The 23,087-nt window shown below is 72.3% G+C and carries 21 protein-coding genes; 7 read left to right on the top strand and 14 right to left on the bottom strand.

The features are described 5' to 3' along the window. Positions 1–16: 16 nt before the first annotated feature. The 12 genes from ACESMR_RS16090 to ACESMR_RS16145 form a co-directional block, all read right to left on the bottom strand. Positions 17–925: a polyprenyl synthetase family protein gene (locus tag ACESMR_RS16090; protein WP_373048124.1), complete on the bottom strand. Its 909-nt coding sequence runs from the start codon at positions 923–925 to the stop codon at positions 17–19. Beyond that, positions 922–1,320, bottom strand: coding sequence for a PleD family two-component system response regulator (locus ACESMR_RS16095; RefSeq protein ID WP_373048125.1), 399 nt, complete (start codon positions 1,318–1,320; stop codon positions 922–924). Before ACESMR_RS16095 ends, ACESMR_RS16090 begins: the two co-directional genes overlap by 4 nt. A 14-nt stretch (positions 1,321–1,334) precedes the next feature. Further along, positions 1,335–1,652, bottom strand: a complete 318-nt coding sequence (gene xseB, locus ACESMR_RS16100) for an exodeoxyribonuclease VII small subunit (RefSeq protein ID WP_373048126.1) — start codon at positions 1,650–1,652, stop codon at positions 1,335–1,337. Positions 1,653–1,691: 39 nt separating this feature from the next. Beyond that, a complete protein-coding gene (xseA, locus tag ACESMR_RS16105) occupies positions 1,692–3,596 on the bottom strand; it encodes an exodeoxyribonuclease VII large subunit (protein ID WP_373048127.1) in 1,905 nt (634 codons plus the stop codon). 69 nt (positions 3,597–3,665) lie between these two features. Continuing rightward, positions 3,666–5,144: a hypothetical protein gene (locus ACESMR_RS16110; protein WP_373048128.1), complete on the bottom strand. Its 1,479-nt coding sequence runs from the start codon at positions 5,142–5,144 to the stop codon at positions 3,666–3,668. Further along, a complete protein-coding gene (locus ACESMR_RS16115; RefSeq protein ID WP_373048129.1) occupies positions 5,141–6,211 on the bottom strand; it encodes an FHA domain-containing protein in 1,071 nt (356 codons plus the stop codon). Before ACESMR_RS16115 ends, ACESMR_RS16110 begins: the two co-directional genes overlap by 4 nt. Next, on the bottom strand, positions 6,208–7,017 hold the full coding sequence (locus ACESMR_RS16120; protein WP_373048130.1) for a type II secretion system F family protein: 810 nt from the start codon (positions 7,015–7,017) through the stop codon (positions 6,208–6,210). Before ACESMR_RS16120 ends, ACESMR_RS16115 begins: the two co-directional genes overlap by 4 nt. Before the next feature lie 17 nt (positions 7,018–7,034). Further along, a complete protein-coding gene (locus tag ACESMR_RS16125; protein WP_373048131.1) occupies positions 7,035–7,877 on the bottom strand; it encodes a type II secretion system F family protein in 843 nt (280 codons plus the stop codon). Continuing rightward, positions 7,874–8,677 carry a Flp pilus assembly protein CpaB gene (gene cpaB / locus ACESMR_RS16130; RefSeq protein ID WP_373048132.1) on the bottom strand — a complete coding sequence of 268 codons (804 nt, stop codon included), beginning with the start codon at positions 8,675–8,677 and terminating at the stop codon, positions 7,874–7,876. The genes ACESMR_RS16125 and cpaB overlap by 4 nt, the downstream gene beginning before the upstream one ends. Next, the gene (locus tag ACESMR_RS16135) at positions 8,674–9,312 is read right to left on the bottom strand and encodes a hypothetical protein (protein ID WP_373048133.1); all 639 of its coding nucleotides are present in this window, start codon (positions 9,310–9,312) and stop codon (positions 8,674–8,676) included. Before ACESMR_RS16135 ends, cpaB begins: the two co-directional genes overlap by 4 nt. Next, positions 9,309–9,485: a hypothetical protein gene (locus ACESMR_RS16140; RefSeq protein WP_373048134.1), complete on the bottom strand. Its 177-nt coding sequence runs from the start codon at positions 9,483–9,485 to the stop codon at positions 9,309–9,311. Before ACESMR_RS16140 ends, ACESMR_RS16135 begins: the two co-directional genes overlap by 4 nt. A 77-nt stretch (positions 9,486–9,562) precedes the next feature. Continuing rightward, the gene (locus ACESMR_RS16145) at positions 9,563–9,886 is read right to left on the bottom strand and encodes a cupin domain-containing protein (RefSeq protein ID WP_373048135.1); all 324 of its coding nucleotides are present in this window, start codon (positions 9,884–9,886) and stop codon (positions 9,563–9,565) included. A gap of 69 nt (positions 9,887–9,955) precedes the next feature. On the opposite strand from ACESMR_RS16145, the gene ACESMR_RS16150 reads away from it, so the two are divergent. Next, the gene (locus tag ACESMR_RS16150; protein WP_373048136.1) at positions 9,956–11,323 is read left to right on the top strand and encodes a tyrosine phenol-lyase; all 1,368 of its coding nucleotides are present in this window, start codon (positions 9,956–9,958) and stop codon (positions 11,321–11,323) included. On the opposite strand, the gene ACESMR_RS16155 is transcribed toward ACESMR_RS16150, so the two are convergent. Continuing rightward, the gene (locus tag ACESMR_RS16155) at positions 11,320–12,066 is read right to left on the bottom strand and encodes a shikimate kinase (RefSeq protein WP_373048137.1); all 747 of its coding nucleotides are present in this window, start codon (positions 12,064–12,066) and stop codon (positions 11,320–11,322) included. The genes ACESMR_RS16150 and ACESMR_RS16155 overlap by 4 nt on opposite strands. 85 nt (positions 12,067–12,151) lie before the next feature. On the opposite strand from ACESMR_RS16155, the gene boxC reads away from it, so the two are divergent. The 3 genes from boxC to ACESMR_RS16170 all read left to right on the top strand — a co-directional run bounded on the left by boxC (position 12,152) and on the right by ACESMR_RS16170 (position 17,422). Beyond that, positions 12,152–13,792 carry a 2,3-epoxybenzoyl-CoA dihydrolase gene (boxC, locus tag ACESMR_RS16160; protein ID WP_373048138.1) on the top strand — a complete coding sequence of 547 codons (1,641 nt, stop codon included), beginning with the start codon at positions 12,152–12,154 and terminating at the stop codon, positions 13,790–13,792. An 11-nt stretch (positions 13,793–13,803) separates the two neighbouring features. After that, positions 13,804–15,216, top strand: a complete 1,413-nt coding sequence (gene boxB / locus ACESMR_RS16165; RefSeq protein WP_373048139.1) for a benzoyl-CoA 2,3-epoxidase subunit BoxB — start codon at positions 13,804–13,806, stop codon at positions 15,214–15,216. A gap of 211 nt (positions 15,217–15,427) precedes the next feature. After that, positions 15,428–17,422 carry an EGF domain-containing protein gene (locus ACESMR_RS16170; protein ID WP_373048140.1) on the top strand — a complete coding sequence of 665 codons (1,995 nt, stop codon included), beginning with the start codon at positions 15,428–15,430 and terminating at the stop codon, positions 17,420–17,422. Here the strand turns inward: ACESMR_RS16170 and ACESMR_RS16175 are convergent. Then, the gene (locus tag ACESMR_RS16175; protein WP_373048141.1) at positions 17,419–18,603 is read right to left on the bottom strand and encodes an MFS transporter; all 1,185 of its coding nucleotides are present in this window, start codon (positions 18,601–18,603) and stop codon (positions 17,419–17,421) included. The genes ACESMR_RS16170 and ACESMR_RS16175 overlap by 4 nt on opposite strands. Before the next feature lie 122 nt (positions 18,604–18,725). Here ACESMR_RS16175 and ACESMR_RS16180 point away from each other — a divergent pair, with 122 nt between their 5' ends. The 3 genes from ACESMR_RS16180 (at position 18,726) to ACESMR_RS16190 (ending at position 23,087) form a co-directional block, all read left to right on the top strand. Further along, complete coding sequence (locus ACESMR_RS16180; RefSeq protein ID WP_373048142.1) at positions 18,726–19,262, top strand: biliverdin-producing heme oxygenase; 537 nt, start codon at positions 18,726–18,728, stop codon at positions 19,260–19,262. Continuing rightward, positions 19,259–21,415 carry an ATP-binding protein gene (locus ACESMR_RS16185; protein ID WP_373048143.1) on the top strand — a complete coding sequence of 719 codons (2,157 nt, stop codon included), beginning with the start codon at positions 19,259–19,261 and terminating at the stop codon, positions 21,413–21,415. The genes ACESMR_RS16180 and ACESMR_RS16185 overlap by 4 nt, the downstream gene beginning before the upstream one ends. Before the next feature lie 109 nt (positions 21,416–21,524). Next, a complete protein-coding gene (locus ACESMR_RS16190; protein WP_373048144.1) occupies positions 21,525–23,087 on the top strand; it encodes a sensor histidine kinase in 1,563 nt (520 codons plus the stop codon).

Below are 23,087 nucleotides of genomic sequence, written 5' to 3' on the forward strand. Positions count from 1 at the left end.
TTTGTTTCACAAACTCTCAGTGCACGCGGTCGATCGCGTAGTCGGCCAGCGCGTGGAGCGCGGCCGCCGCCTCACCCATGCCTTCCAGGGCTTCCACCGCCCGATCCCGGGCGTTCCGGGCGAGCGCCCGAGCCCGGTCCAGCCCGACCAGTGCCGGGTAGGTGGGCTTGCCCTTCGCCTCGTCGCCCCTGCCGCGCTTGCCCATCTGTTCGGGGTCACCCACCACGTCGAGGATGTCGTCGGCGATCTGGAAGGCGAGACCGAGGGCCTCGCCGTAGATGCGCAAGGAGGCGACCCGTTCCTCGCTCGCCCTGGCGGCGACCGCCCCACCCTCCACCGAGGCAGCGAGGAGCGCCCCGGTCTTGGCCCGGTGGATGGTCTCGACCGCCTCGAGCGGCGGCAGATCGTCACCGTGCCTGCGACCGGTCATGTCGAGATCGAGCTGCTGGCCCCCCACCATGCCGGTCGCCCCTGCAGCCCTGGCCAGGAGCGCCACCAGCCTGGCGCGCTGCTGCTGCGGCCCGTCGGCCAGGAGACCGAAGGCCTCGGTGAGCAGGGCATCACCGGCGAGGATCGCGGTGGCCTCGCCGAAGACCTTGTGGCAGGTCGGCCTGCCGCGGCGGAGGTCGTCGTCGTCCATGGCCGGCAGGTCGTCGTGGACCAGCGAGTAGGTGTGGATCGACTCGAGGGCCACCGCGTAGTCGCGGATCACCGGCTCGTCGTCAGGTAGACCGCCGCAGGCTTCGAAGGCTGCCAGCGCCAGCACGGGCCGCAGCCGCTTGCCGCCGCCGAGGAGGCTGTAGGCCATCGCCTCGGCGAGCCGCTCCGGGGTACCGACGCGCCAGCCGCCGGCCCGCTCTGCGAGTAGCCGCTCGATCCGGCCGCGGCGGTCGCCCAGCCAGGCGTCGAGATCAAAGGAGTTCACGAACGCCTCCGCTCCTCGAGGAGCTGTCCGATGCGGGCCACGAGCTTGTCCACGTCCACCGGCTTGGGAAAGTAGTCGACCGCACCCGCCTCGTAGCCCTCCCGGACGTCCTCCGGGGTCTTCTTCGCCGAGACGAAGATCACCGGGATGTCCCGGAACTCCTCGTTCTTCTTGATCGAGCGACAGAGCTCGAAGCCGTCGATCCAGCTCATCATCACGTCGAGGAGGATCACGTCCGGACGATCGACGTGGAGGATCGAGATCAGCCGCAGCCCGTTGGCTGCCTGCGCCACCTCGAAATCCTCGAGCTCGAGGGCGAGCGTCAGCATCTCCCGCGTCTCGCGGTCGTCGTCGACGATGATCACCTTCGGCTTCTGATCGGCCTGCTGCTCCATCGCCGCCTCGCTGCCTAGAAGGGCACGTCGTCGTCGTCGACGACGGGCTTCGGCTGCTGGCGCGCCGGCTCTGCCTCCGCTGCGGGAAGCGGCTGGACCCGGTCGCCTTGCAGCAGCATCTCCACGCGCTGCTCCGCAGCGTCCAGACGCCGCTCCGCAGCCTGCGCCAGCTGCACCCCGCGCTCGAAGGCCCGGAGCGACTCCTCGAGACTGAGCTCCCCCGCCTCGAGCTGGCGCACCACGCCATCGAGCTGCTCCACCAGCTGCTCGTAGGCGAGACCTTCCTCGGTCTGCCCCTCGCCGTTGCCCGCCACCCTGGGAGTCTTCGTCACGTCAGCCACCTTCCCCGCCCCGGCAAAGGGGGGCGGACCTTAGCGCCCGCCCTCTCCGGGGTCAAATGGACCTTTGCTGCTCTCGAAGGCCCCTGCAGCGCTCTTCCGAGGCGCTGCCGGACCCACCACCTCGACGGCGAGCGCGCCGTCCGCCAGCTCGAGATGGAGCCGCTCTCCTGGCGCCGCATCGGCAGCCGAAAGGAGGACCGCGCCGCTGGCCCGGAACGCCACCGCATAGCCCCGCGCGAGAACCTGCAGGGGCGAGAGCGAATGGAGCCGGCTCGCCAGATCGGTCCGCCTGCTGCGCTGCCTGTCGAGAAGGCGCCGCTGCGCGTGTTCGAGCCGCCCCCAGAGCTCGCCGACACGGGCCCCCTCGCGCAGCACCCGCTGGTGCGGAGAACGGCGCTGCAGCTCCTCGCGTAGGGTCCGGAGTGCCGTTCCCCTTCCGGCCAGGCCCCTGCCGGCTGCGGAGCGCAGCCGCTCGCGCAATTCGCCCAGCTCGCGGCGGCGGGCCTTCACCTGCAACGCTGGGTGGGCCTGCCGCAGCCGCTGGGCCAGCTCGCGAAGCCGAGCCCGTTCGGCCCCCAGCACCCGCCGCTCCAGGATGGCGAGACGCTGGAGCCGCTCGTCGGTGCGGAGGCGCTCGCCGGCGATGTGGCGGCGCGGGTCGCCGAGCCGGGCGGCGAGCCGGTGCGTCGCGGCGCGGCACTGCTCCATCCGCCGGAGCGCAGCACGGGAGAGCCTCGTCCGCGCCACCGCCAGAGAGGCCCGCAGCTCGGTCTCCACCGGCGCGAGGATCTCGGCTGCGCCCGTTGGCGTCGGGGCGCGCAGGTCGGCGACGAAGTCCGCGATGGTGAAGTCGACCTCATGGCCCACCGCCGAGACCACCGGCACCGGGCAGGCGGCGATGGCCCGGGCGACCACCTCCTCGTTGAAGGCCCAGAGGTCCTCGATCGATCCGCCGCCGCGGGTGACGACGACCACGTCGCAATCGCCCCGTGCGCCGAGCCGGCGCACGCCGGCGGCGATCTCCGCTGCAGCACCATCGCCCTGCACCCGGGCAGGCGCCACCAGCACGGGGATCCCGGGGAAGCGGCGGTGGAGCACCCGGAGGAAATCCCGGACCGCAGCACCGGTGGGGCTGGTGACGACGCCGATCCGCCGGGGCAGGAAGGGCAGCCGCCGCTTGCGGGCGGGATCGAAGAGCCCCTCCGCAGCGAGGCGCCCCTTGAGCTGCTCGAAGGCCACCGCCAGCGCGCCGGCGCCCACCGGCTCGAGGGAGTCGCAGACGATCTGCGTGTCGCCGCCGCTCTCGTAGAATCCGACCCGGCCCCGGGCGATCACCTCCTGCCCGTTCTCGGGGCGGAACCGGAGCTGCCGCGCCTGGCCGCGGAAGAGGACGGCGCGGATGCAGGCGCTGTCGTCCTTGAGGCTGAAGTAGAGATGCCCCGATCCGGGCTGCCGCAGGTTGGAGATCTCGCCTCGCACGTGGACCACGGCGAAGCGCTCCTCGAGAGATCCGCGGATCTGCTGGGCGAGCTCGGCGACGCTGAGCACCCGCTGGGCGGCAGGCTCAGGCGCCGGCGCCGCTTCTCCTGCGAGCCTGGCGTGGATCGCCGAGCGGAGCCAGGCCCCCCTCCCTGCTGCGGGAGCTGGAGGCGGGCGCTGCGGCGGTACGGGCGCGACCGGCGCCGGCTCCACCGGTCCCGGCGCGGCCGGCTCTGCAACAGCGGGCTCCCGGGGCGTCGAGCGCATCCCCGGTGTCGGGGGGGCCGCGCCGGCGGCCACCTCCTCCGCGGCGCGGCCCGCCGTCCGTGCCCGTCCCCTGCCCGGCTGGCGCTCGCCCCGCCGGCGCGGCGCGGCCGTCTCGGCAGCAGCCGGTGCAGGTTCGTCCTGCGCCGCGGCGCCGAACAGGTCGAGCTGGTCCCGTTCCTCTCGCGTCACGCGAGCTCCTTTGCGTCCCCATGAAACCGCTTGCGCCACCTGCGGATCCCGCAGGCGGGCAGGCCGGCACTATAGCGCGGCAGGCGCAGCCTGCCCGGCAGCTTCGACCGGTGGCGCCGGCCGGCGCAGCCGCTCCGTCCACGCCGCTGCCTTCGCCGCCCAGGGGTCGCCGGGCAAGGCCAGCCGCGCCGCCAACTCGAAACGTTGCAGGGCCCCTGCCGGATCGAGATGCTGCAGTGCATATCCCTCGAGGAAGATCGGCCCGGCGCTGCCTGCGAGGCGCTTGCGGATCGCTGCCGCTTCCGGGTCCCCCGGCAGGACGGCGAGGGCCTGCTCGCAATGGTGGAGCGCGCCGCGGAGATCACCTCCCTCCTCTGCCCTGTGCGCCGCGCTGCGATGCAAGGCAGCGAGCGCCCGCCGGACCTCGACGACCTGCGGTGCGTTCCCGCCGATCTCCTCCGCCCACCCGAGCGCCTCCTCGAGCGCCGGCGCTGCAGCGACGCCGCGGCTCTCCCGTGCCCTGGAGAGCGCCCGGGCGAAGCGCTCCACCCGCGAGGCGAAATGCTGCGCCTCGACCGCCGCTGCCTCCCGCCCCAGCGCGACCGCCTCGTCGAGTGCGCCCGCCTCCCACGCGGCGCGGAGAACGGGGAGGAGCGAGACTGGCTCCGCCTCCACGGCCGCGCGCTCCCGCGGCGGCGATGCCGGCGCACTGGGCGTTGCTCGGCGCGGCAGCCGCAGCACGCGGCGCGGCGTCTCCTCCCGCGGCGACGGGCTACGCGCGACTTCGCTTCGAACCGCGGCGCGTGCAGCAGGGCTGCGCTCCGCCGAGGCTTCCGGCGATCGCGCGACCTCCGCCGCCGCTGCAGGGGGTGCAGCCCGCGGTCCGCCGTCCCCGCCTGCCCGCTCGAGGGCTTCGTTCTCCTCGGACGCCGGAGGTGCAGGCGATGCGGATGGGCCCTCCAGCTCATGGGCGGGTGGCTGCGACGGCTGGGGGATTGGCGGCACGCAAGCTGGCGTTGCGACCACCGGCGCCTGCTCCGTCGTCCGCGCGGCGACGGCGCCGGCTGCAGCGTCCCGCCGCACCATGGAGAAGGCCGCACCCGCCAGGTAGCCGGCCAGCAACCCCGCGCAGGCCCAAGCCGCCCATCGCCCGACCGCCGCACCGCGGCTCCGAGCGAGATGGACCACACCTCCCGGCGCGACGAAGTGCATTCGTGCAGCGCCCGCCTGCAACACGTCGCCATTCTCGAGCAGGCCCCCCTGCCAGCTGCCGCCGTTTCGCTCGACGGGTGCCAGCGGCCGCACCTCGACCGCTGGGCCCTGTCGCTCGAAGGAGAGATGTCGATCGGCGGCACCGGCGAGCACCACGTCCCCCTCGCTCCCGACCACGGCCACGCCCTCCTGCAGCTCGATCAGCTCGCGCACGCCGGCCCCCGCCTCGATCACCAGCAGCGGCGCCTCCTCGTCGAGGAGGCCAGGGACCTCCACGGTTTCGGCGAAACCGGCTGTCCGCACCCCCAGCGCCGGCGTCTCCTCTCCCGCTCTCATCGCTCCTCCTCCAGCAGCCGGACCAACTCCTGCCCCGTTTCGTGGCACGGGTGCTCGCCGCCCGGGAAAGCGGCGAGCAGCTCCTCCGCCGCCAGCTGCGCCCCGCGCAGATCGCCGAGGGCCAGGTGGCGCGCTGCGGCGAAGCGCCTCGCTGCACAGCGCTCGTCGAGCGCCTGCTCCACCGGGGCGAGGCGGCGTTGCACCTGGCCCAGCGCGTCCGCATCGGCAGCGGCAATGGCGAAGCCCCGCGCCCTGCGCAGCCACCGCCAGGCATCGAAGAGGTTGCCGGCAGCCACCTCCCGCTCGCGCGAGAGACGCTCCGCCCTGCCGAGCGCCTCGGTCATCGCCTCGAGGCAGGCTGCACCGGCGCAGGACGGCAGCGGGGTCGTGGTGAGCCGCAGCTCGAGCGAGCGGAGCGGCTCCCCGCCGCCGGCGTCGCGGAGGACGAGGCGATTCGCGCCGGGTACGAGGAAGCGTCGGAGGCGGACCGGCCCCGCTGCGGAAGCTTCCACGGCCCCGAGCCTGCTGTCATTCACCTCGATCGTGATCGGGCCTCGCCGATCGGGCGCACGCAGATGGAGTTCGACCACGGAGCGGGCCGGGTCGTAGAGGGCAAGGAACAGCTCGACCCGCTCCGCCGGGCCCTGCCAGCGCAGGGTCCGTCCATCCGCCTCGAGCTGGAGCGGCGGCTGCGCCGGCGGCGGCTGCGCGGCGCCGGCTAGCTCTGCCGCCAGGAGCGCGAGCAGAAGGAGCAGGGCGACAGCGGCGGCGGAGAGCATCGGCCACCCCGGCCTCGCATCGCGCGCAACCTCGAAGCGGATCGAACCGAAAGCGAGGCGATCGCCGGGCTGCAATGCCGCCACCCGGACACGCTCCCCGTTCCGGTGAACGGTCCCCCGGAGCGCGATCACCTGCCAGCAGCCGCCGGCGCGCAGGAAGCGCGCGTGCTCCGCCGCCACCTCCGCCCCGTTGGCGACGAGATCGGCAGTGGCGGCCCTTCCCAACGTGGTCGCCGCCCGGATCACGAAGCGGCTATCGTCGCCGGCGACGAGAACGAGGCGCCTCACGGCAGGCCTCCGAAGAGGAGGGCGAACGCGATCGGGCCGAGCAGCACCAGGAAGACCGAGGGGAAGATGCAGCCGAGGAGTGGGAGCAGGAGCTTCACCGGCGCCTGCCCTGCCAGGGTCTCGGCGCGCTGGCAGCGCTCGATCCGCAGATCCGCCGCTTGCGAGCGCAGCACGCGCGAGAGCGGTGTGCCCAGCCGCTCGGCCTGGATCACCGCGGTGCAGAAGCGGCCCACGCCCGCGTGCCCGGTTCGCCACCGGAGCTCGTCGAGCGCTTCCTGCCTGCTTCTTCCCATCCGCAGCGCCCGGACCACCAGGGCGAGCTCGTCCCGGAGCGGCCCGGGGCGTCCCCTTTCCACCACCCGCACCAGCGCCTGGTTGAAGTCGACGCCGACCTCGACGGCCAGGGTGAGGAGGTCGAGTGCCCAGGGCAGCGTCCTGCCGATCGCCGCCTCCCGCCGGCGTATCCGGTCCCGCAGCGAGAGGAGGGGGAGCAGGCCCGCGGCGATCGGAACCCCGGCGACCAGCAGACCGGGCAGGCCGGCGACGAGCAACGGCACCGCCCCCAGGGTACCGGCACCGCAAAAGAGAAGCGCCCTGCCCGCGATCCCCGCTGCATCGGCCCGGCAATCGGGCCCGGCCCGGACGACCGCCCGCTCGAGCCTGCCGCGAAGAAGGGGCAGCCGCCCGAGCAGCCAGACTCCGACCCGGCGGGCGAGGCTCGGACCATCGGCCCGCCGCGAGGGCCTACGCAGCGCCGTGAAGACTGCCGCAGCGACGATCCCTGCAGCGATCAGCTCCGCAGCCATCCGCTCCCCCCGAGCACCTAGTAGACGGGCGTGACCACCCGCCGGATCCAGACGAAACCCGTCACCTCGAGCAGCAGCACGGCAGCGGCGATCGCCCAGCCGAAGGGATGCCGCAGCATCGGCTCCACCAGATCCGGACGCAGGTGATGCAGGACGAAGGCCAGGAGCACGGGCATCGCGCCCACCACCCAACCCTGCATCCGGCCCTGTGCGGTGAGGGCCCGGAGCTTTCCCTCCACCCGGAAGCGCTCCCGCAGGGCTTCGGCCATGGTGCGGTAGCTCCCCGCGAGATTGCCGCCCACCTGCCGGGCCATCGTGGTTCCAGCGACGAAGAGCGCCAGCTCCTCCGAATCCACCCGCGCCGCCAACTGCTCGAATGCGTGCTCCGGCGCGGCGCCCACGCGGATCTCCCGGAGGGCGAGGCCGAACTCGTCGCGAAGCGGCGCACCGCTCTCGGCAGTGGCGCCCTCCAGCGCCTGCAGCAGGGAGAGGCCCGCCTGGAGCCCCGACGCGGCCGTCTCCAGGGCATCGACGAGCTGCCGGTCGAAGCGGCGGATCCGCCGGGCGCGTAGCCACGCGACCACGCCGTGTGGCAGCACGGCGCCGCAGACCAGGCCGACCAGCGCTCCGGGAACGGAGCCGGCCAGCGCCCCCAGCGCCGCACCGGCCAGGGCAGCAGCCGCCCCGAGTGCGCGCACGTCCCCGGCCTCGAGATGGGGCAGCGCGTCGCGCACGTCGCTGGCGGAATCGATTCCGTATCGTTCCCGGTAGCGCGAGACCGCCCCCTCGATCGCGCGGCGGGCCTGCTCCGCTGCAGCCGCCGCTGCGAGGGCCGCGAGGATGGCTGCGACGGCGATCACGGTCCGAATCCCTCGTGCCGCGAGATGCCGGGATTGCCGCGGATCACCTGGATCGCGTGGCGGCGCCGCTGCAGCTCCGCGTTCCGCTCCCCGGTGAGCAGGGTCTGCACCGTGGTCCGCGCCCGCTCGCTGCGCACCTCGAGATCCTCCGGGTGGCGCAGCGAGAGGCTGAGCGAGCCGAGCTCCTGCGCCAGGACGAGCAGCTCCGCCTCCTCGGGCAGCACGAGAACCGTGACATGGCCGGTCGGACCGCCGCCCTCGCCGCCGGTGGAGAGGACCAGCACGTTCTGCAGCAGGGTCACCGTCGCCATCTCGTGGCTGGCGGGATCGCGGAACGTGGAGACGACGTCGACGTGATCGTTGGGACGGACCTGGCCACCGACCGAAGCGGCCTCGCCCACCTGCAACGTCACCGCGCGACCGGGCGGATGGACCACCTGCGCGAGGCCCCGTGCCGCCTCCCCGATGGAGAAGTGGGTCCAGAGCACCGGATCGCCGGGCTGCAGCGGCGCCTCGAGGCGCTGCCCCTCGACCAGGTGGATCTGGTCGGGCCGGACCACGGACGTGGTGACGAAGCGGGCAGGCACTTCGCGCCGGGCGAGGTGCGCCGCCTCGACGATCTGGCCCGCGGCGAGACCCGCCGCAGCGACGACGACCTCCTCCAGTTCCCAGCCCGCCTGCACCGCTGCTGCCCGCGAGCGAAGCGTCCCCCAGGCGATCGCTCCGGCGACGAGCGCCAATCCCAGCGGCAGGAGCACCGCCCCACGTGCCGCAACCCAATTGCGCAGCCGCTCAATCATCGCGCGCCTCCCGCCGGCGCGAAGCCGGCCACCCAGATCCCCTGCCCGTCCCGCAGCAGCGCGCCGCCCCGGGACACTGCCGTGATCCAGCCGAGCCTGCCGCCGGGCCCCCTGGCCACGAGCAGCGCTCCGTATCGGAGCCCAGCCGGCACCTGGCGGAGCGGCCCGTCCGCACCGGCGGTCTCGTGGATCACCACCGGTCGCCTGCGCAGCCAGCGATCGATCGCGACGGGCTCGGTACACGCTGGGGGAGGCGGCGCCGCCGGATCACGCTGCAGCGCCAGGGCGAGCTGGCCGCCGCAGCGAACGAGCGCCGCGTCGAGCCCTGCAGCGGCGGCGGGGGGGCGCAGCGGCAGGAGCGCGAGCGCCACCACGCCGGCAAGCAGCGAGCGCGGGGCGATGCGATCCCAGCCTGCATCGCGCACCAGCGCGCCGCAGCCCGCGAGCCCCGCCAGGCCGAGCACTGCGCCATGCAGCGCCGCGTCGACGTCGAAGAGGGGCAGCTCGCCCATCCAGAGGAGCCGGAGCAGCGCCGCCCCACCCGCCCGGCCCCTGCCCACGCAGATCGCCGCCGGCAGGAGAAACGCGGCGAACTTCCACCAGCGCAGCGGGCGGGCGTTGCCCCGTGCGCTCACGGCAGCGGCAGCTCGATCACCGTGCGCACCGTGTCCTCGTGCGACGACCACGCATCGAGGAGACGCCGCGCCAGGGGCCACCCCAGCGCCATCGCGCCCGTGGCCAGCGCCGCCAACAGCACCGCCGACTCCATCGCCGCCTGTCCCTCGTCCCCTGCGAGTCGCTTCCACATCGGGCCTCCCGGTCGATTCGACCGGAGGCTACGGAGCGAACGTGAAGGCGCCCATCGGTCACCCGACCGATGCGAGCTCAGCGGGCCGGCGGCGGCGACATCCAGACGAGGAGCCGCGCCGGACCCGCGCCGGCATTGATCACCCCGTGGCTGCTGCCCGCCGGGCAGAAGATCGCGACCGAGGGACCATGCTCCTCCGCCGCGCCGTCGACGGTGAAGCGGCAGCGCCCCTCGAGCACCACGTAGACCTTGTCGGCGTCCTCGTGGGCATGGGGCTTCTGCTCCTGCCCCGGCGCCAGGCAATAGACGTCGAGGAAGAAGCGCTCGGTCTGGAAGAGGTTGTGCTTGCGCAGCTTCTCTGCGGCAAACTGCCGCACGTCGTCGATGTTGCGGATCTCCATGGCGTCCCTCCCACGCTGCTCTCGCAGCTTCCCCCTTGCACAGCGGCAGCGCCGGCCTATTCGCCACCCATGCGAAATGCTGAACCCTGGCGCATCAAGATGGTCGAGCCGATTCGGCTCCTCGACCGCGCGGGCCGCGAGGCGGCGATCCGCGAGGCCGGCTACAATACCTTCCTCCTCCGCTCGGAGGACGTCTACATCGACCTGCTCACCGACAGCGGCACCTCCGCCATGTCGGATCTGCAATGGTCGGCGCTGATGCGCGGCGACGAGGCCTACGCCGGATCACGGAGCTTCTACGAGCTCGAGGCGGCGGCCCGGGAGATCTACGGCTTCAAGCACATCGTCCCCACGCACCAGGGGCGCGGCGCCGAGAACCTGCTCTCGCGGATCCTGATCCGGCCCGGCCACGTCGTCCCGCAGAACATGTACTTCACCACCACGCGGGCCCACCAGGAGCTGAACGGCGGCCGCTTCGTCGACGTGATCGTCGACGAGGCCCACGACTCGTCGAGCGATCATCCCTTCAAGGGCAACGTGGATCTGCAGAAGCTCCACCGCGCCATCGAGGAGGCCGGCCCGGAGAACGTCCCCTACGTCTGCGTGGCCCTCACCGTGAACATGGCAGGCGGCCAGCCGATCTCGATGGAGAACCTCCGGGAGGTCCGGGCGATCTGCAAGCGCTTCGGCATCCGGCTGATGTACGACGCCACCCGCGCCGCAGAGAACGCCTGGTTCATCCGCGAGCGTGAGCCCGGCTACGCGGACAAGAGCCTCGCCGATATCTTCAAGGAGCAGATGTCGCTGGCGGACGGCTGCACGATGTCGGGCAAGAAAGACCTGCTCGTCAACATCGGCGGCTTCCTCGCCATGAACGACGACCACCTCTTCGATCAGGCGAAGGAGCTGGTGGTGCTCTTCGAGGGCATGCCCTCGTACGGCGGCCTCGCCGGCCGCGACATGGCGGCGATGGCGCAGGGCATGCGCGAGATGCTCGACGCCTCCTATCTCGGCCACCGCGTCGGGCAGGTGCGCGCGCTGGCCGATCAGCTCGCCGAGGCCGGCGTGCCGATCGTCCGCCCCGCAGGTGGCCACGCGGTCTACCTCGACGCCAGGGCCTTCCTGCCCCACGTGCCGCAGGCGCAGCACCCGGCGCAGGCGCTGGCGGCGGCGCTCTACGAGCACGCCGGCGTCCGCGCGATGGAGCGGGGGATCGTCTCGGCGGGCCGCGACGCGAAGTCCGGGAAGAACCACCTGCCGAAGCTCGAGCTGGTGCGCCTCACCATCCCGCGGCGCGTCTACACCGACAACCAGCTCGCCATGGTCGGCGACGCGGTGATCGAGCTCCACCGCGACGCGAAGCGGATCGGTGGCCTCGATATGGTCTACGAGCCGCCCACCCTGCGCTTCTTCACCGCGCGCTTCCGGCCTCTCTAACTTCCGCTCAAGGTGGACACCAGCGCATCGACGCTGCCCCCCAGCCCGAGGGCGCTGGTGTCCACCACGTGCCGCGCCCTGGAGTAGAGCGGCTCGCGGGCGCCGAGGATCGCGCGGAGCTCCCGTCGCGCCGCCGGGTTGTCGGCCATCGGCCGCACGTCGCCCTGCCCCACCACGCGATCCCAATGGTCGTCGGGATGGGCACGGAGCCAGACCGTCACCGCTCGATCCTGCAGCAGCGCGAAGGCCTCCTCGTGGCCGACGATCCCGCCACCGGTGGCGAGCACCGCTGCCGGCTGCTCGACGAGGAAGCGTCGCAGCGCCTCGAGCTCCAACCTGCGGTAGGTCGCCTCGCCGTGGAGCGCGAAGATCTCGCCGACGGTGAGGCCGGCAGCTGCCTCGATCAGCCCGTCCAGCTCGAAGAAGGGCAGCTGCAGCCGCGAGGCGAGGCGGGGCCCGATCGTGCTCTTGCCTGCGCCGCGCAGCCCGAGGAGCGCGACCACCCGGGCGCTGCCCGCACGTGCGCCGCGCTCGGCATCGAGGAGGAGCGCGCCGCCGCTCTGCCCCAGCGCCGCCGCGACCTGCGACAGCCGGAGCACCGAGATGTTGCCGCGGCCCGCCTCCAGCTCCGAGAGGTAGCGCTCCGAGACACCGCTCCGCTCGGCGAGCTGGCGCAGGGAGAGCCCCTGTTCGAGGCGCAAAAGCCGGACCCGTAGGCCCAGTTGGGTGAGGAGACGGTCCATGCTCCGCACTATAGTTCCGAGTCGCCCCGATCGCCAGCATTATACTTCTTGCGAGCGCCGCAGAAGCTCAGCTAGGGTTTGTCGCATGGAACCGATCCTTTTCGAGACCCATCCCTCCCGCTACAAGCATTGGAAGCTCGAGATCCTCGGCGACACCGCACGCCTGTGGATGGACGTCCAGGAGGACGGCGGCCTGGGCTCCGGCTACCAGCTCAAGCTCAACAGCTACGACCTCGGCGTGGACATCGAGCTCGCCGACGCGATCCAGCGGCTCCGCTTCGAGCACCCCGAGATCAAGGCACTGGTGATCGGCTCGCTGAAGGACAAGATCTTCTGCGCCGGCGCCAACATCCACATGCTCGGCGGCTCCGGTCATCCCTTCAAGGTGAACTTCTGCAAGTTCACCAACGAGACCCGCCTCTACCTCGAGGAGATGTCGGCAGCGTCGGGGATCAAGAGCCTCTGCGCCGCCAACGGCACCGCCTCGGGCGGCGGCTACGAGCTGGCGCTGGCCTGCGACGAGATCCTCCTCGTCGACGACGGCAACAGCGCCGTCTCCCTCCCCGAGGTGCCGCTCCTCGGCGTGCTCCCCGGCACCGGCGGCCTCACCCGCGTGGTCGACAAGCGCAAGGTGCGCCGCGACCACGCCGACTTCTTCTCCACCACCGCCGAGGGCGTGCGCGGCAAGCGCGCGGTGGAGTGGAAGCTGGTGGACGAGGTGGTGGCCAAGTCGAAGTTCGACGCGAAGGTCCGCGAGATCACCGGCAGGCTCGCCGCCCAGAGCGATCGCCCGGAGAACGCGAAGGGGATCGAGCTCAAGCCCCTGCAGCCCACGCGCTCGAAGGACGGCATCACCTACCGCTACGTGGAGCTCGCCCTCGATCGCGACAAGCGCACCGCCACGATCACGATGAAGGGCCCCGACGCGCCCCAGCCCGAGAACGCCGCGGGCTTCCTCGCAGCGGGCTCCGACGCCTGGGCGATCCGCGCCTTCCGCGAGCTCGACGACGCCCTCCTCCACCTCCGCTTCAACGAGCTGGAAATCGGCCTCGTGCTGCTGCGCACCGAGGGCGACGCGCAGGCGGTCCTTGCCGTGGACAAGACCCTGGAGGCGAACCAGAACGACTGGCTCGTCCGCGAGATCCGCCTCCACATGAAGCGCGTGCTCAAGCGCCTCGACCTGATGGCGCGCACCGTCTACGCGATGATCGAGCCGGGCTCCTGCTTCGCCGGCTCCCTCTTCGAGCTCACCCTCGCCGCGGACCGCAGCTACATGCTCGCCGATCCGGACCGGCCGACCCACGTGCAGCTCTCGGCGATGAACGCCGGGCCGCTGCCGATGTCGAACGGCCTCACCCGCCTGCAGACCCGCTTCCTCGACGAGCACGAGCGGGTGGCGAAGCTCCTCGCCCACGAAGGTGGCTTCGACGCCGATGCCGCCCTCGAGGCCGGCCTCGTCACCTTCGCCCCCGACGACATCGACTGGGACGACGAGGTGCGCCTCGCCGTCGAGGAGCGCGCGGCCCTGAGCCCCGACTCCCTCACCGGCATGGAGGCCAACCTGCGCTTCGCCGGCCCCGAGACGATGGAGACCAAGATCTTCGGCAGGCTCTCCGCCTGGCAGAACTGGATCTTCATCCGCCCCAACGCCACCGGCGAGAAGGGCGCCCTCTCCCTCTACGGCAAGGCCGGGCTGCGTCCCGACTTCGACATGCGCCGCACCTGATCGGAGATCAAATGAGCAACGTTTCGTTGAACGAGAAGATCCCGAACAACGTCGACCTCTCCTCCGACAAGCGCCTGCAGCGCGCGCTGGAGCAGTGGCAGCCCGAGTTCATCTCCTGGTGGAAGGACATGGGCCCCGAGGGCTTCCAGGAGAAGGACATCTACCTGCGCACCGCGATCTCGGTGGACCCGAAGGGCTGGGCCCACTTCGACTACGTGCGCATGCCCGAGTACCGCTGGGGCATCTTCCTCGCGGACCCGATCAAGGATCGCACGGTCGGCTTCGGCGATCACATCGGCGAGGCAGCGTGGCAGGAGGTGCCCGGCGAGCACCGCAACTCCCTGCGCCGGCTGATCGTGACCCAGGGCGACACCGAGCCCGCCTCGGTGGAGCAGCAGCGCCGCCTCGGGCAGAGCTGCCCCTCGCTCTACGATCTGCGCAACCTCTTCCAGGTGAACGTGGAGGAGGGCCGCCACCTCTGGGCGATGGTCTACCTCCTCCACTCCTACTTCGGCCGTGACGGCCGCGAGGAAGCGGAAGCCCTGCTGCAGCGCCGCTCCGGTGACGAGGACAAGCCGCGCATCCTCGGCGCCTTCAACGAGCCCTGCACCGATTGGCTCTCCTTCTTCATGTTCACCACCTTCACCGACCGCGACGGCAAGTACCAGCTGCTGGCGCTGGCGGAGTCCGGCTTCGATCCGCTCGCGCGGACCTGCCGCTTCATGCTCACCGAGGAAGCCCACCACATGTTCGTGGGCGAGACGGGCATCGCCCGGATCATCCAGCGCGCGGTGCAGCTGATGAAGGAGGGGACCGATCCCCGCAGCGTCGGCGCCATCGACCTGCCCACGATCCAGCGCTACCTGAACTTCTGGTACACGGTGTCGCTCGATCTCTTCGGCTCGGAGATCTCCACCAACGCCGCCAACTTCTTCGGCGCGGGCCTCAAGGGCCGCGCGAAGGAGGAGAGCTACGAGGACCACGTCGCCCTCGACCAGTTCTACGCGATGGACGTGCCCGAGGACGGCAAGCTGGTGCGCAAGGAGATCGCGATGCGCTCGGCGATGAACGAGGTGCTCCGCGACGCCTACGTCGAGGATTGCCAGAAGGCGGTCAACCGCTGGAACAAGAACACCGTCGACGTGGGCTTCACCTTCACCCTGCCGTCGCGCCGCTTCCACCGGAACCAGGGCCACTTCGCCGGCCGCCACTTCACGCCCACCGGCGAGGAGATCGGCCAGGCGCAGTACGAGGCGAAGCACGACGAGTGGCTCCCCTCGGAGAGCGACAAGGCCTACGTGCGCAGCCTGATGGTCAACCCGGTCTACGCGCCGGGCCACTTCGCCAACTGGATCGCCCCGCCGCCCCGCGGGATCAACGACCAGCCGATCGACTTCGAGTACGTCCGCTACAACGAGGGCTGATCCCGCCGCCAGGTGGCGAGAACGAAGCCGGGTCCCGCAAAGGGGCCCGGCTATTCTCGTTCGAGCGCTGCGCCGTCGACGAGCGCGAGGATCCGCGTGCGGCTTTCCGCACTACCGGCCGAGGCCAACCCTCTGCGAAGTTCCGCGGCAACGGCGACGCAGCCCGCACGCGGTCGCGCACCGGCACTCCACGCGTGCAACGGTTCGAACAATGTCCTCGCTACGCGGTCTCCTCCTTCTCCTCCCCCTCCTGGCCCTCGCCGCCTGCGGCGACGATCCCAGGCCCGGCGCCGGTCGGCCCGGCGATCCCTGCAGCGCCGCGGCCTGCGACGAGGACGCCACCTGCACCGTGGTGGACGGCGCCGCGGCGTGCATCTGCAACGAGGGCTACGCCGGCGACGGTGCCACCTGCGCCGACGTGGACGAGTGCACCGAAGCGGGGATCTGCGGCGGCGCCGGATCCTTCTGCAGCAATCTGCCCGGCGGGTACGAGTGCGGCTGCCTCGAGGGCTTCGAGCCGAAGGACGGCGCCTGCGCCGACGTCGACGAGTGTGCCCTCGGCACCGACAGCTGCGCTGGCGACCTGGTGTGCGTGAACCGGAGGGGCGGCTTCGATTGCGAATGCCCCGCCGGCTACCACGACTACGGCAGCGGCTGCGAGGACGTCGACGAGTGCTTCCTCGGCACCGCCGGGTGCGCCGAGGAGGCGATCTGCACCAACACGCCTGGCGGCTTCACCTGCGCCTGCGACGAGGGTTATTCCGGCGACGGCGCCACCTGCGTCGACGTGGACGAGTGCGCCACCGGGAACGGCGGCTGCGGTGACGACGCCACCTGCTTCAACCGGCCGGGCACCAGGCTCTGCATCTGCGACGATCCGGGGGAGACCCACGACGGCACCGCCTGCGTGCCGACGGCATCCGGCTGGCAGCCTCCGGTGGTGATCGGCCCCGGCCTCGGCGGCGAGGAGATCCCCTGGACCCAGCCGCAGGCGATCGACTCGGACGCAGACGGCAACCTCTTCGTCCTCCTCTCCAGCTACGGCGCCAACGTGCACATGCGGCGCTACGACGCGGCGACCGGCAGCTGGGGCAACCCCACCCTCCTCGCCGGTGACGAGGGCTACGAATCGCGCCTCGCGGTGGCTCCCGCAGGCGACGCCCTGGTGGCGTGGACCACGGTGCCGGTCGGCGAGGTGCCGCCCCGCGTGATGGTGCGGCGCTATGAGCCCTCCGCAGGCTGGGGCCCCGCAACGGAGATCACCCGCTCCGTGAGCGGCGAGCGCGACGTCCTCCTCCGCGGCCTCGCCGTCGACGACCAGGGGAACGCCGTGGTCGCCTGGAGCTACAGCTACGAGGACGGCGGCTGGACGAGGTACGGCACGAAGGTCCGCGTTCTCGAGGCGGGCGCCACCACCTGGAGCGAAAAGGCCACGGTCCCCGGGGCGCAGGACGGCGCGCGGATCGCCTTGCACCGGGCGGACGGCCAGCTCCACCTCGCGGTGGGTTGGGCCTGGGACGACGTCGCCACCATCGAGGGGCGCTGGGACACTGCCGCGGACAGCTGGACCTGGGACGGGCAGCCCATGGTCCACGGCACCGACGCCTACGACGCCGTGGTCGGCTACGACGCAGCGGGCGAACTCTACGCGGCGTGGGCGGAGCAGGCCGAGGAGGCGACCGAGGTGACCGTGCGCGTGCGCCGCCGCAGCACCAGCTTCGCCGGCTGGGAACCTGCCACCTTCGTCCACGTCGGCGGCTATGCCGATCTCTCGCTGCAGATCGCCCCGGGCGCAGCGGACCAGGCGCTGGTGGGCTTCGTCGCCGCCGACGACGAGGGCAGCCACGGCTGGGTCGCGCGCTACGACGGCACCTGGTTCGACGCGGTGCGGGTCGATCCCGAGGACCGCGGCGGGACGGAGGGGCTCTCGATCGACCTGCACGTGGACGGCCGCTGCGTCGCCGTCTGGTCGGACCTCGACGAGGCCGAAGGGGACCTGCGCTCGATCCAGGCCCGGGTCTGCGACGAGGCCGGGGAGCTGCGCCCCGTCGCCACCCTCGAAGCGGACGACACGATCCGCCACGTCGAACCGCGGGCCCACGTGGCGTCGGGCAGCATCGCCGCGGCCTGGACCGCGGTGCTGGGCGAGCCGGACGGGCAACAGGCGGCGACCGCCTTCGTCGCCCTGCGCCCCGAGGCGCCCTAACTGCGCTGCGGCGCCATCGCCCCATCCGCTGCCGTGGCGCCGCGGCCCAGCCGCGTCGCCACGAGGATCAGCGCGATCGGCACGAGATCGAGGCCGCTCCCCGCCAGGAAGGCGAGGCGCGCGCCGCCGAGGTCGAAGAGCGTGCCGGCGAGCGCGTTGCCGAGGACGCCGCCGAGGCCGAAAACCGAGGCGGCGAAGAGCGCCCGCCCCGTCGCCCGCAGCCGCTCGGGGATCTCCCGGTCGAGCCAGACGATGGAGCCGATGAAGAAGGCGCCGTAGGTGAGGCCGTGGAGCACCTGGACCGCGGCGATGGGCAGGCCGCTGTCGAGGACGGCGGTGAGGAGCCAGCGGAGCGTGCCGGAGGCGAAGGCGAGGAGCAGGATCGGCTCGAGGGGCAGCCGCTTCGCCAGGTCGCGGAAGCGCCACATCACCACCACCTCGGCTGCCACCGCAGCGGCGAACCCCGCCCCCACCGCAGTGGCGCTCGCCCCCAGCGCGTCGAGGTGGAGGGCGAAGAGCATGTGGTAGGGCGCGAGCGCCGACCAATGGACCATCGCCGCCACCAGGAAGAGCACCACCGCGGGCCGGCGGAGGAGCTGCGCCGCCTCGTTGAGCGAGGGCGGCGGCGCGAACTCCAGCCCTGCCTCCACCGGCGGCGGGCGCACCCCGCGGGAGACGATCGCGTAGCCGACGATCCCGGTGAGCGCCCACCAGACCGCGTCCTTCGCCTCGCCGCCGCCGTGGGCGAGCCACTGCCCGAAGCAGAACGAAGCGGCGACGAAGCCCAGCGAGCCCCAGAGCCGCAGCCGCGCGTAGTCGGTGCCGATCCGCCGGGCCTCCACCACCGCCACGCTGTCGATGAGCGATCCGAGCGGCGTGGAGAAGACCGAGAAGAGCGCCAGCGTGGCGACCACTGCCGCCACCGTGTCGGCGAAGAACATCGGCACGAAGGCCAGCGCGGCGCCGGTGGTGGCGACCTGCAGCAGCCACACCGGCCGCCTGGTGCGATCGGCGAGGTAGCCCCAGATCGGCGGCACCACGATGGTGAGGAGCGGCTGCAGCGAGACCGCCAGCGCGATCTCCTTTCCGCTGAAGCCGAGCGACCGGTAATAGGGCGGCAGGTACGGAAGGATGATCCCGACCGAGGTGTAGAGCACGAAGTAGAAGAGCGCGACCCGCATCGTGGGCAGCTTGTAGCGCGAAGGGCGCCCGCCGGACAGTCCCGGCGAGAATCGCCTTGCTCCTCCACCGCCCGGATCCCTACGTTGCCCGTTTCGGACGAGAGCAGCGGGTGGAGCGGCGGATGGTGCGCGCACAGATCAAGCAGGCCACCGCCTCCCTGCACGAGGCGCTCGAGGGCGAGATGCCCCTGGCACGGCAGGCCCCGGCGCTTGCCGACTACGTGGCCCACCTCGCCCTCCTCCACGAGGTCTACGCCCCCCTCGAGCCCCTGATCACCCCCCACCTCCCCGCCGAGCTGCGGGGCTGGGACAAGGCGCCCCTCCTCCGGGCCGACCTCCTCGACCTGGGCAGGGAGCCCGAGGGTCTCGCCGCGGCGTCGATCGATTTCTGCGAAGCCGGCGAGCCCTTCGCCCTCGGCTGCTTCTACGTGCTCGAGGGGGCGACCCTCGGCGGCACGGTGATCCGCCGCCGCCTCGCCTCCCAAGCGCCCTGGTTCGCCGACGCCCCGCGCCGCTTCCTCTCCAGCGAGCCTGCACGCTGGCCGCGCTTCGTGCGGATCCTCGACGAGCGGGGCGCGGCGGATCCGGCTGCCGCCGAACGGGGCGCGCGGGCCACCTTCGCCGCGCTGCTCGCCGCGGCCAGGAGGAATGGGGGATGACGGTCGATCTCGAGGCCTGCGCGCGCGAGCCGATCCGGATCCCGGGGGCGATCCAGCCCCACGGTCTCCTCCTCGTCGCCGACACCTCGGGACGCCTCCTCCAGGCGAGCGCGAACACCGGCGAATGGCTGGGCGAGACGCCGGAGGCCCTCCACGGCAGGGAGCTGCACGAGCTGCTCGGCCCCGGCTTCGACGCGATCCTCGCCACGCCGGACAAGCCGTTCTCGGTCGTCCTCCGCGGCAGGCAGGTGGAAGCGGTGGCCCACCGTGCCGATGGCCGCCTCCTCCTCGAGATCGAGGCGGCGGTCGGGCATGCCGATCCGCTCGAGGGCTTCCTCGACGTCTGCGCCGCGGTGGAGCGGTTCACCGGGGAGGGGCTCGACACGCTCCTCGCCGAGGTGGCAACGGAGGTCCGCCGGATCACGGGCTTCGACCGGGTGATGATCTACCGCTTCGATCCGGCCTGGAACGGCGAGGTGGTGGCCGAGTCCCTTCGCGAAGGGGTGGAGAGCTACTTCGGCCTCCACTACCCGGCCTCCGACATCCCGGCGCAGGCGCGCGAGCTCTACGCCACGACCTGGATCCGGCTCATCCCGGATGCCGACGCGGCGCCCGTGCCCCTGGTGCCGCTCCTCGATCCCGAAAGCGGCCTGCCCCGCGACCTCTCCCGGGCGGCGCTGCGCAGCGTCTCGCCGGTCCACCTCCAATACCTGCGCAACATGGGCGTCGGCGCCTCGATGTCGATCTCCCTGCTGCCCGGCGGCAAGCTCTGGGGCCTGGTGGCCTGCCACCACCTCGGCCCCCGCCGCGTGCCCCTGCAGGTTCGCGCCGCCTGCGAGCTCCTCGGCCGCATCGTCTCCGGGGAGATCGTCGGTCGCCAGCGCGAGGAATCCGCGGTGCTCCGGCTCCGCCAGCGGAGCGCGCAGGCAGCGCTGGTGGAGCGGATTGGCGCAGCGGAGGATCCCCTGGGGGCGCTCGCCGCGGATCCGGCGCTCCTCGCCACGGTGGAGGCGGACGGCGCCGCGATCCTCGAGGAGGGGCGCGTGCTCCGCACAGGCGAGGTGCCCCCAGGCGCCGTACTCGACGCGATCCACCGCTGGCTCTGCGCGCTGCCCGCGGAGGATCTCCAGCGCACCGATCGCCTCCCCTCGCTCCTTCCCGCTGCGGCGCCCCACGCCGACACGGCGAGCGGGCTCCTCGCCATGCCCCTCACCTCCGCCCGGGAGAGCTGGCTCGTCTTCTTCCGGGGCGAACGGCTCCGCACCGTCACCTGGGGCGGCGATCCCAACAAGCCCGCGGTGGACGAGCTCACGCCGCGCCACTCCTTCGCCGCGTGGAAGGAGACGGCCCGGGGCACCAGCCTCCCGTGGGGCAGCGAGGCGATCGAGGGGGCGGTGGCGCTGCGCAGCGCGTTGGTGGAGATCGTCTTCCGCCACGCTGCGGCGGTCCGCAGGCTGAACGAGGCGCTGGCCCGGAGCAACGAGGAGCTCGACGCCTTCGCGGCGATGGCCTCCCACGATCTCCAGGAGCCGCTCCGGGGGATCCGCCAGGCGGCGGCGATCCTGCAGGACGATCTCGGCGCGCATCTCGGCGCCGACCGCAGATGGCTCGACACCATCCAGCGCCTCGCCGACAAGAGCCAGGCGATGCTCGTCGATCTCTTCGAGTACGCGCGGGTCGGCAGGATCGATCTCGCCGTGCGCGACGTCGATCTGCAGGTGCTCGTCGAGGACGTGATCGATCTCCTCCACGGCAGGCTGGTCCAGTCCGCGGTGGAGATCCGCCTGCCCGCGCCGCTGCCGGTGGTGCGCTGCGACGAAGTGCGGGTCCGGCAGCTCTTCGTGAACCTGCTCTCCAACGCGATCAAATATGCGGACAAACCGGTGCCCTGGGTGGAGATTGGCTGCGTCGGCGGCGCGCCGCCGGCCTTCTACGTGAAGGACAACGGCATCGGGATCCTGCCCGAGGAGCAGGCGTCGATCTTCGAGATGTTCCGTCGGCTCCATCCGCCGGGCGCGTACGGCGGCGGCAGCGGCGCGGGTCTCGCCATCGCCGCCCGCATCGTCGAACGCCACGGCGGCAGGATCTGGATCGACTCGAAGCCCGGCGCGGGAAGCACCTTCTATTTCACCCTGGCGCCACCTGCGGACTGATCCCCCGTGGGGCGCTCCAACGAGAAGAAAATTGCGCGCGAAGCGCGCCTGTCGTCCGCTTGGTCCCGCGCCCAGCGGGGCCGAGTGGACAAGAAACAAGAGAGCCGCGATGTCCGACGCGCTGCACGTGCTCATCGTCGACGACAGCGAGACCGACAGGGCGTGGTCCCGGCGGCTTTTGGAGCGGGACCGCACGCGGCGCTGGATCGTCGCCGAGGCTGCGTCGCCGAACGAAGCGGAAGACGCGCTGCGCGCCGGCGGGATCGACGCGGTGCTCCTCGATCTCCACCTGCCGGACGGAGAGGGAGCGGCGCTGCTCCAACGGCTGCGCGCTGCAGCGCGCGGTCCGCTCGGCTGGGTGATGCTCACCGGCGCCGGGGACGAGGAGCTCGCCACCGAGATGCTCAAGGCCGGCGCCCACGACTACCTGCCGAAGCGCGATCTCGCCCCGCAGCGACTCCGGCAGGCCCTGGCGCAGGCTGCCGAGCGCGCCAGGCTCCGCGCCGCAGCCGAGGTGGCGCAGGAGCGCCTGGGGATCCTGGTGGAGGTCTGGCCGGAGCTCGCCCCGCAACGCGATCCCCGCACCATCGCCAGCTTCGTGACCGCCCGCGCCGCTGCCAGCTGCCGGTGCGAGGCGGCCTTCGAGCTGGTGGACGACACCGGGGCGGCGACGCCGGTGGCGCGGGCGAACGAACGGGGTCCGGTGGAGCTCGATGCTCCCTTCCCCCAGCGACCTGCCTACCGGCCGAGCGAGCTCGAGGAGGTAGGCAGGACCCTCGGCGACGGCGCGACGTGGCTCGCCATGCCGGCGCGGCGGCGCGGTCGCACCTGGGGCGTCCTGCTCCTCTGGCGGCCAGCAGGCACGGGCTGGCCCAGAGGCGATCGCGCCTTCGCCGGCGCGCTGGCGGATCGGGCAGCGGTCGCTCTCGATCGCAGCGCGCTCTTCCACGATCTCCAGGAGGCGCTGCACACCCGCGACGAGCTCGTCTCGATGGCCTCTCACGATCTTCGGACGCCGCTCACCATGATCCAGGCGACGGCGGAGAGCCTGGAGCGCCGGCCCGACGATCCGGCGCACGTCGCCCGGCAGGCTGCGCGGATCCTGCGCAGCACCCGCGCCATGACCCGCCTCGTCGAGGAAATCCTCGACACCGCGCGGATCCAACAGGGGGGAAGCCTGCCCTTGCGCTGCGTCGCCTTCGATCTGGTGGCGGTGGTCCACGAGAAGCTCCAGCAGCTGGAGGCGCTCTCCACGAGCCACCGCTTCGTCTTCCACGCTGCGCCGGGCTCGCTCCCGGTCCGTCTCGATCTGGCACGGATCGACCGCGTCCTCGACAACCTGATCGGCAACGCGATCAAATACAGCCCCGCCGGCGGGACCGTGGCGATCCGCCTCCTGCTCCACGGCGACGAGGTCGTCCTCTCGGTGCGGGACGAGGGGATCGGGATCCCCGCCGGGGATCTGCCGCGCATCTTCGAGCGCTACCACCGGGCGAAGAACGCTGCCAGTCGCTTCGCCGGCAGCGGCATCGGCCTCTCGAGCGCCGCGCGGGTGGTGGAGGCCCACGGCGGCAGGATCGAGGTGGAGAGCGCCGAAGGCAGCGGCACCACCTTCACGGTGCACCTTCCCCTCACCGGTCCCTGCCGACCAGGCGATCGGGAGGGAGCGTGA

This window comes from Vulgatibacter sp., assembly GCF_041687135.1.
In the GTDB taxonomy this organism is placed as follows: domain Bacteria; phylum Myxococcota; class Myxococcia; order Myxococcales; family Vulgatibacteraceae; genus JAWLCN01.